18 protein-coding genes and 1 pseudogene are annotated in these 15,394 nt (G+C 47.0%); 10 read left to right on the top strand and 9 right to left on the bottom strand.

Going from position 1 to position 15,394, the window contains the following annotated elements:
* Positions 1-45 precede the first annotated feature (45 nt).
* The 6 genes from NYE36_RS19510 to NYE36_RS19485 all read right to left on the bottom strand — a co-directional run bounded on the left by NYE36_RS19510 (position 46) and on the right by NYE36_RS19485 (position 4,512).
* The gene (locus NYE36_RS19510; protein ID WP_094032010.1) at positions 46-948 is read right to left on the bottom strand and encodes a DUF2268 domain-containing protein; all 903 of its coding nucleotides are present in this window, start codon (positions 946-948) and stop codon (positions 46-48) included.
* Positions 935-1,696 (bottom strand): MerR family transcriptional regulator, encoded by a 762-nt coding sequence (locus tag NYE36_RS19505; RefSeq protein ID WP_012118755.1) that lies wholly within the window; start codon positions 1,694-1,696, stop codon positions 935-937. Before NYE36_RS19505 ends, NYE36_RS19510 begins: the two co-directional genes overlap by 14 nt.
* A 181-nt stretch (positions 1,697-1,877) precedes the next feature.
* Positions 1,878-3,028, bottom strand: a protein-coding gene (locus NYE36_RS19500; RefSeq protein WP_241457897.1) for an IS3 family transposase whose coding sequence is annotated in 2 segments (ribosomal slippage) — positions 1,878-2,755 and positions 2,755-3,028 — 1,152 coding nt in all. Because the reading frame shifts where the segments join, the coding sequence is not laid out codon by codon here.
* 112 nt (positions 3,029-3,140) lie between these two features.
* Entirely contained in the window at positions 3,141-3,335 is a 195-nt protein-coding gene (locus tag NYE36_RS19495) for a YwbE family protein (RefSeq protein WP_003150901.1), read from the bottom strand.
* 128 nt (positions 3,336-3,463) lie between these two features.
* On the bottom strand, positions 3,464-4,144 hold the full coding sequence (locus NYE36_RS19490) for a CidB/LrgB family autolysis modulator (RefSeq protein ID WP_015240826.1): 681 nt from the start codon (positions 4,142-4,144) through the stop codon (positions 3,464-3,466).
* Positions 4,126-4,512, bottom strand: coding sequence for a CidA/LrgA family holin-like protein (locus tag NYE36_RS19485; RefSeq protein ID WP_007407725.1), 387 nt, complete (start codon positions 4,510-4,512; stop codon positions 4,126-4,128). The genes NYE36_RS19490 and NYE36_RS19485 overlap by 19 nt, the downstream gene beginning before the upstream one ends.
* Positions 4,513-4,618: 106 nt before the next feature.
* Here NYE36_RS19485 and NYE36_RS19480 point away from each other — a divergent pair, with 106 nt between their 5' ends.
* From NYE36_RS19480 to NYE36_RS19455, 6 genes and pseudogenes are all read left to right on the top strand, one after another.
* Positions 4,619-5,527: a LysR family transcriptional regulator gene (locus NYE36_RS19480; protein ID WP_003150908.1), complete on the top strand. Its 909-nt coding sequence runs from the start codon at positions 4,619-4,621 to the stop codon at positions 5,525-5,527.
* Positions 5,528-5,529: 2 nt separating this feature from the next.
* Positions 5,530-6,411 (top strand): hydroxyethylthiazole kinase, encoded by an 882-nt coding sequence (gene thiM, locus NYE36_RS19475; RefSeq protein WP_342496866.1) that lies wholly within the window; start codon positions 5,530-5,532, stop codon positions 6,409-6,411.
* Entirely contained in the window at positions 6,408-7,082 is a 675-nt protein-coding gene (thiE, locus tag NYE36_RS19470; RefSeq protein ID WP_265451100.1) for a thiamine phosphate synthase, read from the top strand. Before thiM ends, thiE begins: the two co-directional genes overlap by 4 nt.
* A 105-nt stretch (positions 7,083-7,187) precedes the next feature.
* Positions 7,188-7,476: pseudogene (locus NYE36_RS19465) on the top strand (Efem/EfeO family lipoprotein); the annotation flags it as partial.
* 18 nt (positions 7,477-7,494) lie between these two features.
* On the top strand, positions 7,495-8,751 hold the full coding sequence (efeB, locus tag NYE36_RS19460; RefSeq protein WP_144463820.1) for an iron uptake transporter deferrochelatase/peroxidase subunit: 1,257 nt from the start codon (positions 7,495-7,497) through the stop codon (positions 8,749-8,751).
* An 85-nt stretch (positions 8,752-8,836) separates the two neighbouring features.
* Positions 8,837-9,439, top strand: coding sequence for a DsbA family oxidoreductase (locus tag NYE36_RS19455; RefSeq protein ID WP_095352553.1), 603 nt, complete (start codon positions 8,837-8,839; stop codon positions 9,437-9,439).
* A 20-nt stretch (positions 9,440-9,459) separates the two neighbouring features.
* Here NYE36_RS19455 and NYE36_RS19450 read toward each other — a convergent pair whose 3' ends face one another.
* The 3 genes from NYE36_RS19450 to NYE36_RS19440 all read right to left on the bottom strand — a co-directional run bounded on the left by NYE36_RS19450 (position 9,460) and on the right by NYE36_RS19440 (position 11,192).
* Entirely contained in the window at positions 9,460-10,134 is a 675-nt protein-coding gene (locus NYE36_RS19450) for a glycosyltransferase family protein (RefSeq protein ID WP_095352554.1), read from the bottom strand.
* Entirely contained in the window at positions 10,134-10,814 is a 681-nt protein-coding gene (locus tag NYE36_RS19445; RefSeq protein WP_014306063.1) for a class I SAM-dependent methyltransferase, read from the bottom strand. The genes NYE36_RS19450 and NYE36_RS19445 overlap by 1 nt, the downstream gene beginning before the upstream one ends.
* Before the next feature lie 216 nt (positions 10,815-11,030).
* Positions 11,031-11,192 (bottom strand): anti-repressor SinI family protein, encoded by a 162-nt coding sequence (locus tag NYE36_RS19440; protein WP_003150917.1) that lies wholly within the window; start codon positions 11,190-11,192, stop codon positions 11,031-11,033.
* A 335-nt stretch (positions 11,193-11,527) separates the two neighbouring features.
* On the opposite strand from NYE36_RS19440, the gene NYE36_RS19435 reads away from it, so the two are divergent.
* The 4 genes from NYE36_RS19435 to galT all read left to right on the top strand — a co-directional run bounded on the left by NYE36_RS19435 (position 11,528) and on the right by galT (position 15,384).
* On the top strand, positions 11,528-12,151 hold the full coding sequence (locus NYE36_RS19435) for a TetR/AcrR family transcriptional regulator (RefSeq protein ID WP_251257823.1): 624 nt from the start codon (positions 11,528-11,530) through the stop codon (positions 12,149-12,151).
* A gap of 79 nt (positions 12,152-12,230) precedes the next feature.
* Entirely contained in the window at positions 12,231-12,617 is a 387-nt protein-coding gene (locus NYE36_RS19430) for a GtrA family protein (protein ID WP_032863219.1), read from the top strand.
* Positions 12,618-12,668: 51 nt separating this feature from the next.
* Positions 12,669-13,853, top strand: coding sequence for a galactokinase (locus tag NYE36_RS19425; protein WP_251257822.1), 1,185 nt, complete (start codon positions 12,669-12,671; stop codon positions 13,851-13,853).
* Positions 13,843-15,384, top strand: a complete 1,542-nt coding sequence (gene galT / locus NYE36_RS19420; RefSeq protein WP_251257821.1) for a UDP-glucose--hexose-1-phosphate uridylyltransferase — start codon at positions 13,843-13,845, stop codon at positions 15,382-15,384. Before NYE36_RS19425 ends, galT begins: the two co-directional genes overlap by 11 nt.
* Positions 15,385-15,394: the final 10 nt, after the last annotated feature.

The raw sequence follows: 15,394 nt of genomic DNA, 5'->3' as shown, positions 1-15,394 counted from the left end.
ACCCTCTTTCATCGCGTTAATACGGGATAAAATAATCTTCATATCTTAAAGAAACAACCCGCTATTACTTAGTATCTCATCTGTGCTAAGTAAAGTGGTCTCACTAATCCCCACATTGTTGGCTTTCATGAAGGATTGCACCGCTTGGTAGCCAACCGCATAACCTGCAAACGGTGATAAGCCGACAGGCTGATAACCTTGTTCGGCTGCAAAGGTGTCACCAAACATGTAACTGCTGACCTCAGCAAACCCTTTCTTATTTAACGAGTCTTTGATGATTTCTTTTGAGTATTCTAAGTCTTCTTTTTCAAAAGAAGTAACCCAAGGACCTAACAGAGCTTCTCCGTAAAGTTCTTTGGCAAACGATTCTGCCAACCCCTCTATAATTAAGTAATCACCAACCGTTACGTTCCCATAATCCCAATTGAAATACGAAAAACGAATATTATGATGAAATTCATGTGCGATTACAGCAGGCAGTCTCGGTATGTTATAAGAATTGGGGAATATTGAAACTTGAATAAATCCCGGAATTCCTCCGAATCCACAATACCCTCTATGTAACTCAAGCTTTTTTTGATTGGCCAGATACATCCCAAACCTTATTTCATCAGCATTTATTTTTAAGCGGTTTTGTTTGATAAATTCTACACAATGAGTTAAAGTGCCATATGCAATTTGAAGAGCTTGAATTTCTTTTAAATTCTCTAATGCTTTTCTTCCGGTTTCCGTATCAAATATGCTCAGATAGCCCAGCATATTTGCAGCCATGATTACATCATATCCGTTAGGTTGCTTTGCCTTTAAGGGAACATTCATCTTTTTCCACATATCTTCAAAAGGTTTCATCATTGAATACCGATAATAATCTTCTCTATTTTCAATCATTGAAAATAACGTTTCGTATTGCCCAATTGTATCCTCGATAATGATTTTAATGGGTACCACCCTTTTTTTGATGATCTATATAAATTGTAATGGCATCACTCATGAGCTTCGCCAACCCTTCACCATACTGATCGATGTTCTTAGTGAAGCGTTTATCTTCAATATAGAGTTGACCTAATCCGTAAAAGGCATCAAAAGAATATTCACCAAAATTTTCATTGAGAAAATCAAACCACTCTTTGATAGCTGTTTGTACGTCTGGGGACTTGGGAGATTGGTTAATAAGGAGTGCAAATTTATTGAACATTGCAGTCCACTTATCAGATAAATCTTTTTGCTCACCATCAGTCATGTTTTTCAATCTAATATTTACCTTATCGACAGGTTGATCACCCCACCGTTTGCGAGCTTCTTGTTCATAAAGATTATGATTGAAGTTCATTCCCTCAAACCGCTCTTTGTTCGTCATGCAAATCTCTCCCATCAAATGTTTGATTGATTTATCGATGGTTTCAATCATTTTATCGACTCTATTCCGTTTCTCAATCAACATTTTCTTTTGTAAAATTAATGCCTCCCTTCGGTTAAATGAAGGACTATTAATGATTTCTTTAATCTCTTTTAAGGAGAAATCGAGCTCCTTGAAAAATAGTATCTGCTGCAGCTGTTCAAGATTCTCTTCAGAATAAAGCCGATAACCGGAATCGGTCGTTTCCTGAGGAGTCAATAATCCGATTTGATCGTAATGATGGAGAGTACGTATGCTTACTCCAATCAGTTCAGCTACTTCTTTTACTTTCATACCCATCACGTTTGCCGCCTCCTTAATGGCTACTCTAAAGTATTACGCAACGTAAGAGTCAATAGTTGGTTTAAAATTTTTTGTATATAAAGGGAGAACATATGAGGATTTCATTGCTGAAATTAAAGAAAAAAAGCCGGGCGTGAAGGGACTGACCCCCGTTTTTGAGACAGGGATCAAAACACCTTCATACAGCCAATTGCCGATATTGTATCGGCGATTGGCTGTTTAGTTTCGTTTGAATACGAATATTGTTATAATAATGAATGTATTCTATGGCAGTGCGTTCTACGATGGCGGTCGTAGTTCGATCAATGCTGTTAAGATAGAACGTTTCAGACTTTAGTGAGGAATGAAACGATTCGATGGAGGCATTATCAGCGGGCGTCCCTTTGCGGGACATGCTCATGGTAATGCCTTTTGTTTTAACAGCTTTCTGATACTCATAAGATGTATAAACAGAACCTTGGTCACTATGTAACACGCAGTTTTCAGGAAGTGTTGGCAGCTGATCAAGTGTGTCTAAGACAAAGTCTGTGTCCTGCTTATCTCCAATCGTAAAAGCAATCACTTCTCCATTGTATAAATCCAATATACTGGAAAGGTACAATTGTTTCTGTCCATAAGGCAAATATGTGATGTCCGTTACCAGTTTTTCAAGAGGGCGATCAGACTGAAAGTTCCGATCCAATATATTATCGACCACAGAATATGGCTGCCCACTTTTTTTACGCTTTTTCATCTTAACCCGACACTGCCATTGATTTTTCTGCATAATACGTTGAACAGATTTATGATTAATACTTATTCTCTTTTTTAGTATGGCTGTGATTTTTCGATATCCATATCGATACTTGTGTTCTCGGCACAACGTGCCGATTTGTTTCTCCAGTCGCATCTTAGGATTACTCTTAGTCAGATTCTTTCTCCATCTATAATATGAAGTGCGTGAAATATCTAAATGGACACAGATGTCCTGTACCGTCATCGTCTTGCGCAATTCTTCTACCAGTTTGATTGTCGTTTCCCTATCAGCTTCCTTTCCAATTCGTTGTACTTTTTTAACACTTCATTCTGTTGTCTCAGATAACGATTCTCTGCCTGGAGTTTCTCTAATTCAGAAGAATACTCCGGACCCTTTCCATAAGTATATTGCTTTCCAACAGGCTGTTCGAATCGGTGGGTATCCCCAGCCTTATGCCATCTAACCCATGTCTGAACCTGAGTCTTATTTTTGATATTCAATTCCTGCATGATCTCTTTCATAGGCACGCCCGCCAATCTCATTCCTACAGCCTTCTGTTTGACTTCAACCGGATAACTCACTCTTGTCCCCATAGAAAAACACCTCCAAGTTTTATTTCGGATAACAACGGTCCGTTTTCAAACTTGAAGGTGTTTTTTGTTTGTCTCATATTATGGGGTCAGTTCCTGAAGCTCCGGCTTTTTTCTATTCAATAATGTGCTGCACCCGGCCGATTCGTCCGTCTTCAAGGCGGACCTTAATGCCGCGCGGGTGGAAGCTTGAGTTCGTCAAAATATCTTTCACGATTCCTCTTGTCAGCTTTCCTGAACGCTGATCGGCTTTCAGGACGATATCGACTTCAAGTCCTTTTCTGATGCTGCTTCGCTGCTGGCCGTTCATATGACACATCCGTTCTTCAGTCTTTTCACTTCATATCTTATCATATCGTGTTTTCGTCTTTTTATGAAGGACAGACAAATCCATCTGAGTGGCAAATAAAAAAAGACCGCTCTGTAAGGAGCAGTCTTTTATGACATAAACGAAAGCAAAATCGGGGCCGCGCACAGCGTCATAATTGCGGCGAGAATCATGGACACGCTTGAGATCGTTCCTGATACGGAGCTGAGCTCAAATGCTTTAGATGTTCCCGCTCCGTGCGCGCTAGTTCCGAGCAGCACGCCCCGGGCAATTTCGTTATCAATGCGGAAATAGCGGATGACCATCGGCCCAATGATCGTTCCCAATAAAGCCGTTAAAATGACGAAAACCGCTGTAACGGCCGGCATCCCGCCGATCATTTCTGAAACGTTCATGGCAATCGGCGTCGTCACGGATCGCGGCACGAGACTGTCGACTAAGCTGCTGCCGAGATGGAACCATTTCGCGATAAAGGCCGTTGACAGAATGGCGATACATGAACCGACCGCTACGTTCAAAATAATTTCCACGGCGTATTTCTTTAAAATCGGGAAATATTTATAAAGCGGGATGGCGAACGCCACTGTTGCCGGCTGAAGCATATCGGTCAGCAGTCCGCCGCCGAGATTGTATGTCTGATACGGGACATTGACAAGAAGCAGCAGTACGACCAAAACAGCGGGCGTAATCAGAAGCGGCGACGTATACACCCGCGGAAAACGAATGTAGAGTTTTTTCGCGCCCAAATATACTAAGACAGTTAAGAATAAACTTATGACTCCGATGAACACGTTTGTTTTTTCTCCTTTCTTTTTGCTATCAGCTGTGTAAGCGTACCTGTTGAAACCATCACGACAAATGTGCTGATGACGACGACAAGTAAAATGCTTACGCCGAATTTAGACATAATATCTCCGTATTCAATCACTCCGACGGCAGACGGGATGAAAAACAGCAGCAGCTCACCGAGGAGCCATGCTGCGCCAAGCTCAATCCATTCAAGTTTGATAATCTTGAAATGCAATAATGTGAAAAGAATCACAATCCCAATTATACTGCCGGGAATATTTATATGAAGAGCCGCCGTGACCCAATTGATCAGACGCGCAAATATAAACAGCAGAGCGATTTGAATAACGGTAAGCAGCAATTTTTTCATAATGATGCCTCCCTTATATTTATATTGTACAGAAGGTTTTGCTATAGGTAAAATACATATAAAGAATAATGTGTATTCCTTTTGTCTATAGAAAGGATGAAATGTAATGGATATCCGGCACTTAACGTATTTTTTGGAAGTGGCCCGTTTGAAAAGCTTTACGAAGGCTTCACAGTCGCTGTATGTTTCACAGCCGACAATCTCAAAAATGATTAAAAACCTGGAGACGGAGCTCGGCATTAAGCTGTTTTACCGCAATGGCCGGCAAGTTGAACTGACTGACGCCGGGCAGAGCATGTATGTGCAGGCGCAGGAAATCACAAAGTCATTCCAAAACCTGACGTCAGAGCTGAACGATATTATGGAAGTGAAGAAAGGGCACGTCCGCATTGGTCTTCCGCCGATGATCGGGTCCGGCTTTTTCCCGAGAGTGCTCGGTGACTTCCGCGTCACATATCCCGATGTGACGTTTCAGCTTGTTGAGGACGGCTCTATTAAAGTGCAGCAAGGGGTGGAGGACGGCTCGCTTGATATCGGGGTCGTCGTGCTTCCCGCAAATGAAGAGATTTTTCATACGTTCACAATCGTCAAGGAAACCCTTATGCTCGTCGTCCATCCGTCACATCGGCTCGCTGACGAGAAAGAATGCAGTCTTCACGAATTAAAAGAAGAGCCGTTCATATTTTTCAGGGAGGATTTTGTCCTTCATAATCGAATTATGACGGAATGCGTGAAAGCCGGATTCAGGCCGCACGTCATTTATGAAACGTCACAGTGGGACTTTATCAGCGAAATGGTATCCGCCAATCTCGGTATCGGCCTCTTGCCGGAAAGAATCTGCCGCGGTCTTGATCCGGACAAAGTCAGAACCATTCCGCTCGTTCATCCGGTCATTCCGTGGCATTTAGCCATCATTTGGCGGAAAGACCGCTATATGTCCTTTGCCGCCAGAGCCTGGCTGGAGCATACGAAATCGTATTTATGGAATCCGAAAAAGAGAAAAAAGGATGATTAAGCATGGACGCACAAACCGCAGCTCAACACTTGAGTAAAGTGCGGGATCAAAACCCGCTCGTTCACAGTATCACCAATAATGTCGTCACGAACTTCACCGCTAACGGACTGCTCGCGCTCGGCGCATCGCCCGTTATGGCTTATGCAATTGAGGAGGCCGCCGACATGGCGAAAATCGCAGGAGCGCTCGTCCTGAATATAGGCACCCTCAGTTCGGCGTCGGTTGAAGCTATGATCGCGGCCGGAAAATCCGCCAATGAAAACGGTGTTCCGGTCATTTTTGATCCGGTAGGCGCCGGCGCCACGCCGTTTCGGACGGCATCAGCCCGCAAGATCATACAGGAGGTCCGCTTGTCCGCCATTCGCGGAAATGCCGCGGAAATCGCCAATATTGCCGGCGCCCCTGATTGGAAGATAAAAGGCGTGGATGCGGGGGAAGCCGGAGGAGATGTGGTTCAGCTCGCTAAGACGGCTGCAAGCGGGCTGAAGACGGTCATTGCAGCCGGAGGAGATGTGGTTCAGCTCGCTAAGACGGCTGCAAGCGGGCTGAAGACGGTCATTGCGATTACCGGAAAAACCGACGTCATCTCCGACGGCACCGACACATATGCCGTACATAACGGTGATAAACTGCTGACGAAGGTGACGGGGGCGGGATGTCTGCTGACGTCTGTCATCGGAGCCTTCTGCGCGGCGGGACAGGACGTTCTGCAAGCGGCCGTTTCAGCCGTTTCTGTATACGGAAGCGCCGCTCAGCTTGCCGCTCTGGACACCTCCCATAAGGGGCCGGGCAGCTTCCAGATTGAGCTTTTAAACAAGCTGGCAAGCATCTCAGAACAAGAAGCGGCCGAGCTTGCCGCAATTGAAAGGGTGACAGAAAAATGACGCGTATTTCTCGGGAAATGATGAAGGATATGTTATCGGTTTATTTTATTATGGGATCAAACAATACAAGCGCAGACCCCGTTTCCGTGGTGAAAAAAGCCATTGAGGGCGGCGCTACGCTTTTTCAATTTCGGGAAAAGGGGAGCGGTTCTTTAACAGGGGAGGGACGTGTCCTGTTCGCGAAGCAGGTACAGGATGTCTGCAGGCAGGCCGGGATTCCTTTCATCATTAATGATGATGTCGAATTGGCCTTGCGCCTTGAGGCGGACGGAGTGCATATCGGGCAGGATGACGCAGACGCCGAAGAAACGAGAGCGGCAATCGGCGATATGATACTCGGTGTGTCAGTACATAACGTCTCCGAGGTGAAGCGGGCGGAAGAAGCCGGAGCCGATTACGTCGGAATGGGCCCGGTCTATCCGACCGAAACAAAAAAAGATGCTGAAGCCGTGCAGGGCGTTACATTGATTGAAGAGGTGCGGCGTCAGGGCATCAGCATTCCGATTGTAGGAATCGGCGGCATTACGGCTGACAACGCGGCGCCCGTCATTGAAGCGGGTGCAGACGGCGTCAGCATGATCAGCGCCATCAGCCAAGCTGAAGATCCAAAAGCGGCAGCGCGCAAGTTTTCAGAGGAAATTCGGCGCTCCAAAGCAGGGCTGTCCCGATAGGGCGGCCCTTTTTCTGTGTGCGCAAAAAGGCAGTGACGGACTTGGAGAATATAAGCCGTATGTCAAGAACAGGGCAATCAGCTTGCAATATCGACCGGAACGTTTGACGGCTCTATCGCTTCTCTCAAAGTGACGCCTGAACCAATCACCACCGGCGCCGAAGGCTTAAAAGCCCTCTATAAACAGTGAAAAGCGCGCAGTGAGAGATCATTTCGACGTCACGGAAAAACTTGATGCGGAATTCAGCGAATTTGAAGGTTTGATGTCGAAATACAAAACGTGCGATCAATCGTATATGTCTTGTGATACATTAAGTACAGATCAAATCAGAGAGATAAGCACGAAGCTGACGGCTCTTTCTGAAACCATGTCGAAGATTGCCGATGTGCTTTAAAAGGAGTTAAGACGCAGCATGAGCGATGAACAAAACAAGGAAAAACAGATCCACAGACGGGATGTCCTGAAGTGGGGCGCCGTCGCGGGCGCCGCCGTCGCTGTCGGAGCGAGCGGCCTCGGAGGACTCGCGCCGCTCTTCAAACCGGCGGCCACCGCTTCAAAGAAGAATGATGAAAAAAGTGATCGTGATCAAATCGTTCCTTTTTACGGAAAGCACCAAGCAGGAATCACAACGGCGCATCAGACGTATGTGTATTTTGCAGCGCTTGATGTCATGTCAAGCGACAAAGCCGATGTCATCTCCCTTTTCAAACAATGGACAAGCCTGACGCAGCTGCTGACTTCAGGCGCCGTCCCGTCGGGCGAACAGAAAAATAACTATATGCCTCCGCAGGATACCGGGGAGTCGCAGGATCTGGCACCGGCGAATTTGACCGTTACCTTCGGCCTCGGCCCCGGGTTTTTCGAGAAAGACGGGAAGGACCGCTTCGGACTGAAAGATAAAAAACCGAAGCACCTCGCCGATATTCCGCCGATGCCTAACGACAAGCTCGATAAGAAACAAGGCGGCGGTGATATCGTCATACAGGTCTGCGCGGATAATGAACAAACGGCGTTTCACGCGGTGCGCAACCTGATGAAACAGGCATCGGGGGTGTGCGAAGTCCGCTTTCTCAATAAAGGTTTCTTAAGCGGCGGGAAAAACGGAGAAACACCGCGCAACCTCTTCGGGTTTAAAGACGGCACCGGCAACCAAAGCACGAAGGATGAAAACCTGATGAATTCGATCGTTTGGGTTCAATCAGGAGAGCCTGACTGGATGACGGGCGGCACGTACATGGCATTTAGGAAAATTAAGATGTTTTTAGATATATGGGACCGTTCATCCTTGAAGGAGCAAGAGGACACGTTCGGGCGGGTGAAAAGCTCGGGCGCGCCTTTCGGACAAAAAAAGGAAACCGATCCCGTGAAGCTGAATCAAATTCCCGCCGACTCGCATGTCAGCGTGGCAAAATCAACCGGCAGACAGATTCTGCGCCGGGCATTTTCCTATACGGACGGAATTGATCAGAAGACGGGCTATGTTGACGCAGGCCTGCTGTTTATCTGCTTTCAAAAAGACCCGGACCGCCAATTTGTCCCGATGCTGAAGGCTTTGGCGGCAAAGGATGCGCTGAATGAATACACACAAACGATCGGCTCTTCCGTATTCGCCTGTCCCGGCGGCTGTAAAAAAGGAGAATATATCGCCCAAAGGCTGCTGGAATCGTGACACCTTCCATATGGAGGGTGTTTTTAAAAAAACACTTGTAACTATATGTGTTACAACTTAAAATGAAAAGGAAAGGAGACTTACAATGACACTGCAGATTAAAGTATATTCTGATTATGTATGTCCGTTTTGCTTTGTCGGCAAAGCGGCGTTTGAAGAAGCAATCAAGGACAAGGACGTACAGGTGGAATGGATGCCGTTTGAATTGCGTCCGAGCCCCTCGCCGAAACTTGATCCGGTGAATGATCCCGCCAAGCAGCAGATGTGGAAAAACTCCATTGAGCCGATGGCGCAGTCGTTAGGCGTTGAAATCACATTCCCCCGCGTGTCACCGCATCCTTACACGGATTTGGCATTTGAAGGCTTTCATTTCGCAAAGGAACATGGGAAAGGAAGCGAATACCATACACGCGTTTTTCAGGCGTTCTTTCAGGAAGAACAAAATATCGGTGACGTTGGCGTGCTGACAAAGCTTGCGGAAGAAGCAGGACTTGACGGCGCTGCCTTCAAAGAGGCGCTTGAGACAAGAGCGTACAGACACGTACAGCGGGAAGCGCTCCGCCATGCTTATGAGGAAGCCGGCATTACGGCAGTGCCGACGTTTATCATCGGCGATGAGAGAATCCCTGGCGCGGCGGGAAAGGAAACCTTTGAACAAATCATTGAGCGGGAACTGAATAAACGTTAACCCGAAAAAAGCCCTCTCGATCAGCGAGAGGGCTTTGCCATATAGTGTTTGACAAATGTTTGTCTGTCCGCTTCATATGCCGCGGCGTCAAATGAGTCGCCGCAAAAATGAAGGCACCAAGGGTCTTTTTGGCAGGCGACGCCGACTTGATATCCGTGTTTTTGAAATTCAAGCGACTGTGATGTGTCGTAAAAATGAAAGCCGCGAAACAAATCCTCCCGCCACTCCACGTCATATTGAGCCGCCATTAACAAGCCGTCAATGGCGGCAGCGGGCATAAACAGGCCGTCTTCATCACCGTGCTCAAAGTCCAAGGGGTGATAAGCATTCCCCCGGTATTCAATCACTTTTCCCATCCGCTGTCCGCTTTCCCACCAAATGCCGTTCGGCGGCAGGGTTTTGCAGCCGGCGACACCGAGAAGGCCGAGCTCCTGATGAGATTGAAAGATATGAAGCATGTCATGAAGGAAATGCTGATGAATGATAAAGGTATCCTGATGCAGATAAATTTTATATTTGGAGGGATGTCTCAGCGCTTTGTTGTAGGACGAGGCCATGCTTGCTGAATCGTATATCGGCATGATATCAACGGAGTATGAAGGGGGGACGGTAAGCTGCATGATATGGCTCTTGCACCGGGAGTAGAGCGGCTCGTCATTCACACAGACGACAAACAGAAATGAATGTGAATCCATTACATGCTCCTCTCGGCCTCAATCACATATTGATACGCCGATGCTTCTGTCATAAAGTCATGCCTTATGCCAAGCTGTACGCATACTTCGTGCAATGATGCGATGGCTTTGTGATAAGAGGGGTGATCAACGCGGATCGCCTCAATGCGTTTCACCTCATAGCCGGCGGCTTTAAATAATGAAAGCGTCTCTTCACGGGTAAAAAAACGCAGGTGGGTCTGATCCATTAATCCGGCGTCACTGTAAGTCCATTTGCCGGCTAAAAGCTCCAGCACCACTGAGATGTGGCCGACATTCGGTATGCATGCAAGCACCGTGCCGTCTTTTTTTACATACGGGCGAAGCTTTTTCAGCACGGACCACGGGTCGACAAGATGCTCAAGAACGTCTCCGAACAGCATGCAGTCGAATTGTTCTGATTCGTACGGAAGAATGGCGGATTCAATGTCGCCGCAAAGCACGTGGCTCAATTTGCTTTCCGCCTTTTTTGCGGCTTCGGGATACGCTTCAATGCCGTAAACCGTTATTCCGCGGTCTTCGATCGCCGCTCCTAAATTGCCTGTGCCGCAGCCGACATCAAGCACTGTCCGCCAGTTTTCGTCTATTTTGTTCAATAAATAAGGATTCAGGCCTTCGTAGTAGTTCTGTTGTTTTTCATCATAATAGGGATTCGTATCCATCTGTGTATCACCTCATAAATGGGCATATACACAAGATATGCAGCGGGGGGATCTCATATCACCATGTTTGGCTGTTCAATTGCGGAATGCGGACGGGAATGGTTATCCGGTATACGGTTTGTTCTCTGATTCCCCTCTTATTGCGGATGTTCCTTTGAAAACTCGGGTGCGGGCGGACTGTGGCAGGTCATATAGTAAAAGGATCCGCCTGTAATCTTACCGCTGGCGGATGGTGTTTTTCATTGGTGTTTTTTTCTTCACCGCTTTTTCAGTATTTAAGAAGCGCCTCACATCGTCAATGTGCAAACCCATGATTCTAGCCTCTTGAATTAACAATTGCCAATCTTGATCTATATCTTTCATTACATGAGTTTTCATAAGAACCTCCAATTGAAAAATTGATTTGCCCAGCTACAGCAGCCAATGTATAACAAATATCACACATAGTTGGCCGGTAATCCCAAATTGAAGATGAATTCACCTACCTATTCCCTAAGAAAATGACTGAAATAACCAAAATCCTTCAAGAATTCTTACATATAATAATAAACAAATAAATACTGACTGGATAGTATGCAAATAAAAATAAATCATATGACCTATTAATATTTACCCTCAAAGCGTCGACTAGCATATTCTTTTTGCATAAAAAATACCGCAAAAGAATGATTCGGTGTAAGATAAAGTGAATGATCAAACAGCTGGGGTAAAAAATGAAAAAAAACAAATTTCAAATTAAGAGAGAAGAAACATTTGAAAGTTTTATTGACGCAGGCCTTCATCTCCTGATTGAAAGAGCTTACGATTCAGTCTCAATCGATGACATCAGTAAAGCGGCGGGTTTCAGCAAAGGCGCGTTTTACGTTCATTTTGAAAGTAAGGAAGATTTTCTGAAGCATTTGTTAGACAGGCGTCAGATTAAAAAAAGGATTATCACTGGCTATCTCGACGAATTAGAAAAGCAAACAGCGCGGCCGTTGACGCTTTGTGAAGCTGCGGCAAGCGCGGCCAGCCTGTTGATGCGGTTTGTAAACAGCAAGCCTGCCTGGAATGTTGTGTCTTTTGCCGTTCATATGCCTACTTACAAAGTCGTCAGTGAATATGAAGCTTATATCCGTCTTTATAAGTTATGGATAGAAGAAAGCACCATGTACATAAATTGGCTCAAATCGAGAAATTTAATAGAAGACCATATAGATACCGAGCATACCGCTAAAATGATGTGCGCGCTCATCGACGGGATGATTAAGCAATCCAATGTGCTGGGAAGGCCGGTTACTTTCCGCAGCATGTTTGAAGCGCTCTATGTTTTTGTCAGCGGCAGAAAATCAGGGTAACGTTCTTCTTGATTTGACAAAAGGTTTAGAAAAGTCTTTCAGAAAGCGAGGAACTGCCATGCGCTACAGAGAAATTATGATGTATATCATTATGGGGATATTCACGACCATCGTGAATATCGTCAGTTTTTACTTTCTGACGTCGGCATTTGAGATGGATTACAAGGCGGCGACCGTCGCTGCTTGGATTCTGTCCGTTCTATTTGCATATGTCACGAATAAACTGTATGTATTTCAGCAAAAGACCGCGGGGATGCGGAGTCTGATGAAAGAATTGACGGCCTTTTTCAGCGTGCGGGTATTGTCTCTCGCCATCGATCTCGCCATGATGATTCTTCTGGTCAGTCAATTTCATATGAACGAAACGTTGGCGAAAATCGCAGATAACGTCATTATCGTAGTCGTCAACTATGCGGCCAGCAAGTGGATTGTCTTCAGAAAAGCGAAAGAAGAAGGCGTGTCATAACGGTTTCTTTCCGCGCCCCGGGGGAAAGTGTAATAGTGAAAGGGGATGCGTATGAAGCACAAAATAAAGAAAGCGTTTGCTGATGTATTCGGGGAATCGGAGGACCTGCGCATTTTCTTTGCGCCCGGCAGAGTGAATCTCATCGGAGAGCATACGGATTATAACGGGGGCCACGTCTTTCCTTGCGCGCTGACGATCGGTACATATGCAGCCGTCCGGGAGAGAGGGGACAGGCTCGTCAGAATGTACTCTCATCATTTTAAGGAAGCGGGCATAAAGGAATGCAGTCTCGATAATATCCGTTATCAAAAAGAGGACGGGTGGGCCAATTATCCGAAAGGGGTCATGGCAGAATGTCTCGGCAGCGGTTTTTCCCTTCCGCACGGCTTCGATATTGTGTTCTGGGGAAACATCCCGAACGGCGCGGGGCTGTCATCTTCGGCTTCGATTGAACTTGTTACGGCGGTCATTCTCAAGGAATGCCATGAGCTTGAGGCGGATATGCTCGACTTGGTGAAGCTCGCTCAGACGGCGGAAAATTCCTTTATCGGCGTCAGCTGCGGAATGATGGATCAATTCGCCATCGGAATGGGAAAGAAACATCATGCGATTCTGCTGAATTGCGGGACGCTCAGCTTTGAATATACAAAACTCGGGCTGTCGGGGCTGTCGATCGTTATTGCAAATACCAATAAAAAACGAACGCTTGCAGACTCAGGCTATAATACGAGGCTCAAGGAGTGCGGGGAAGCGCTTTGTGATCTTCAGAAGCATCTTTCCGTTCAATCACTGGGAGATCTGACCCCTTCCGCTTTTGACGCCCATGCGGAGCTGATTCAGAATGAAGTGAACAGACGCCGAGCGAAACACGCCGTCTATGAAAATCACCGCACAATAGAGGCCGCCGACATGTTCAGTAACAATCAGCTTCATCATATCGGTGAATTAATGAGGGATTCGCATCTCTCTTTACGCGATGACTACGAGGTGACGAGTCATGAGCTGGATACACTGGCTGAAGCGGCCTGGCGCCACGGCGGGGTGATCGGATCAAGGATGACGGGAGCCGGTTTCGGCGGCTGTACGGTCAGTATCGTCAAGGACGATGCGGTTTCGGATTTTATTGAAACGGCAGGGGCCCGCTATGAGGAAAAGACAGGGAGAAAAGCTGACTTTTACACGGCGGATGTCGGAGCCGGAGCGAGAGAACTAAAGGGGGATGACGATGGCAATTGAGCGGCACGTGGAACGTTTAATCCGGTACGGATTGCAAAAAGAGCTGATTTCCTATCTTGATATTGAATATACAAGAAACCGTTTATATGAAGCTTTGCATATCACCCATCCGGAGGTTTCAGAACAGAAAGAAAATGAATCGGCGGCATCATTGCCGGACATATTGGCCCCGATTTATGAATGGGCGGCAGAAACGGGCCGGATTGCAGCCGATACAGACACCTATCGCGACCTGCTGAGCGCGAAGATCATGGGCTGCTTTGCCCCGCAGCCGTCCGAGATTGTCCGTCGTTTTGAAGAAACAAAGGCGGTGCACGGGCCGGAGCAGGCGACAAAGGCGTTTTACCGATTTTCAGAGGATGTGTATTATATCCGTTCGGACAGAATACAGCGGAATGTCGGGTGGACGGCTGAGACGGCTTACGGAAAGCTGGACATCACGATCAACCTTTCAAAACCGGAAAAAGATCCGAAAGCAATTGCCGCTGCCAAAGAGCAGTCTCAATCCGATTATCCGAGATGTGTTCTTTGTAAAGAAAATGTCGGGTACGAGGGGAGACCGGATCACCCGGCGCGTCAAAACCTTCGTGTCATTCCGGTAATTCTCGGCGATGAGCAGTGGTTTCTGCAATTTTCTCCGTATGTGTATTACCGGGAGCATTGCATCGTTTTGAAAGACCGGCACGAACCGATGAAGATCAGCAAAAAAACGTTTGACCGGCTGCTGTCGTTCGTCAGCCAGTATCCTCATTATTTTCTCGGTTCCAATGCTGATCTGCCGATTGTCGGCGGCAGTATTTTAAGCCACGACCATTTTCAGGGGGGCAATTATGAATTCCCGATGGCGCGGGCGGAGACAGAAAGCCGGTACAGGCTGCCTGACTATCCGAAAACGGTGTTGGGAATTGTGAAGTGGCCGATGTCGGTCATCCGCCTGCAAAGCGAGAGCGCGTCTGAGCTTTCCGGCGCGGCGGATGCCATCCTGCGGGCATGGCGCGGTTATTCCGATGAGGCGGCTGATCTCCTCGCCTGTTCAGGAGAAACACCGCACAATACAATTACGCCGATTGCCCGGCGGAGAAACGGTTTATTCGAATTAGATCTCGTCCTCAGAAATAACCGCACCTCTGATGAGCATCCGCTGGGAATTTTTCATCCCCATCAGGAAGTTCATCACCTGAAAAAAGAAAATATCGGACTGATTGAGGTAATGGGGCTTGCGATTCTGCCGGGCCGCCTTGAACAAGAAATGAAATACACGGCTGAAGCGCTGTGCTCACCGGACCCGGAAGCGGTCTTAACGGCAGACCCTTCTGCGGCAAAGCATAAAGATTGGGCGCTCAATGTGCTGCATAAGCGGAAGGTAACGAAAGAAAACGCGGAACAGATTCTGAAAGAGGAAATCGGCCATGCCTTTGCGCGGATACTGGAGCATGCCGGCGTCTTTAAACAGACAGAAGAAGGCAGAGCGGCTTTCCGGCGGCTTATCCGCCATTTGGGCGCTCTACCGGAAAAAAGCCTCATCCCATAAGGGACGAGGC

It is taken from the genome of Bacillus sp. FSL R5-0593, assembly GCF_038603755.1.
GTDB lineage: Bacteria > Bacillota > Bacilli > Bacillales > Bacillaceae > Bacillus > Bacillus velezensis.
Note: the sequence above shows the minus strand (reverse complement) of the source record. Positions and strands in the feature narration are given on the sequence as shown.

Coding starts and splice junctions, on each gene's coding strand:
- NYE36_RS19505 (WP_012118755.1), bottom strand. CDS start 1,696: ATGGGTATGAAAGTAAAAGAAGTAGCTGAACTGATTGGAGTAAGCATA.
- NYE36_RS19495 (WP_003150901.1), bottom strand. CDS start 3,335: ATGAACGGCCAGCAGCGAAGCAGCATCAGAAAAGGACTTGAAGTCGAT.
- NYE36_RS19485 (WP_007407725.1), bottom strand. CDS start 4,512: ATGAAAAAATTGCTGCTTACCGTTATTCAAATCGCTCTGCTGTTTATA.
- NYE36_RS19480 (WP_003150908.1), top strand. CDS start 4,619: ATGGATATCCGGCACTTAACGTATTTTTTGGAAGTGGCCCGTTTGAAA.
- thiM (WP_342496866.1), top strand. CDS start 5,530: ATGGACGCACAAACCGCAGCTCAACACTTGAGTAAAGTGCGGGATCAA.
- thiE (WP_265451100.1), top strand. CDS start 6,408: ATGACGCGTATTTCTCGGGAAATGATGAAGGATATGTTATCGGTTTAT.
- efeB (WP_144463820.1), top strand. CDS start 7,495: ATGAGCGATGAACAAAACAAGGAAAAACAGATCCACAGACGGGATGTC.
- NYE36_RS19455 (WP_095352553.1), top strand. CDS start 8,837: ATGACACTGCAGATTAAAGTATATTCTGATTATGTATGTCCGTTTTGC.
- NYE36_RS19450 (WP_095352554.1), bottom strand. CDS start 10,134: ATGGATTCACATTCATTTCTGTTTGTCGTCTGTGTGAATGACGAGCCG.
- NYE36_RS19445 (WP_014306063.1), bottom strand. CDS start 10,814: ATGGATACGAATCCCTATTATGATGAAAAACAACAGAACTACTACGAA.
- NYE36_RS19440 (WP_003150917.1), bottom strand. CDS start 11,192: ATGAAAACTCATGTAATGAAAGATATAGATCAAGATTGGCAATTGTTA.
- NYE36_RS19435 (WP_251257823.1), top strand. CDS start 11,528: ATGAAAAAAAACAAATTTCAAATTAAGAGAGAAGAAACATTTGAAAGT.
- NYE36_RS19430 (WP_032863219.1), top strand. CDS start 12,231: ATGTATATCATTATGGGGATATTCACGACCATCGTGAATATCGTCAGT.
- NYE36_RS19425 (WP_251257822.1), top strand. CDS start 12,669: ATGAAGCACAAAATAAAGAAAGCGTTTGCTGATGTATTCGGGGAATCG.
- galT (WP_251257821.1), top strand. CDS start 13,843: ATGGCAATTGAGCGGCACGTGGAACGTTTAATCCGGTACGGATTGCAA.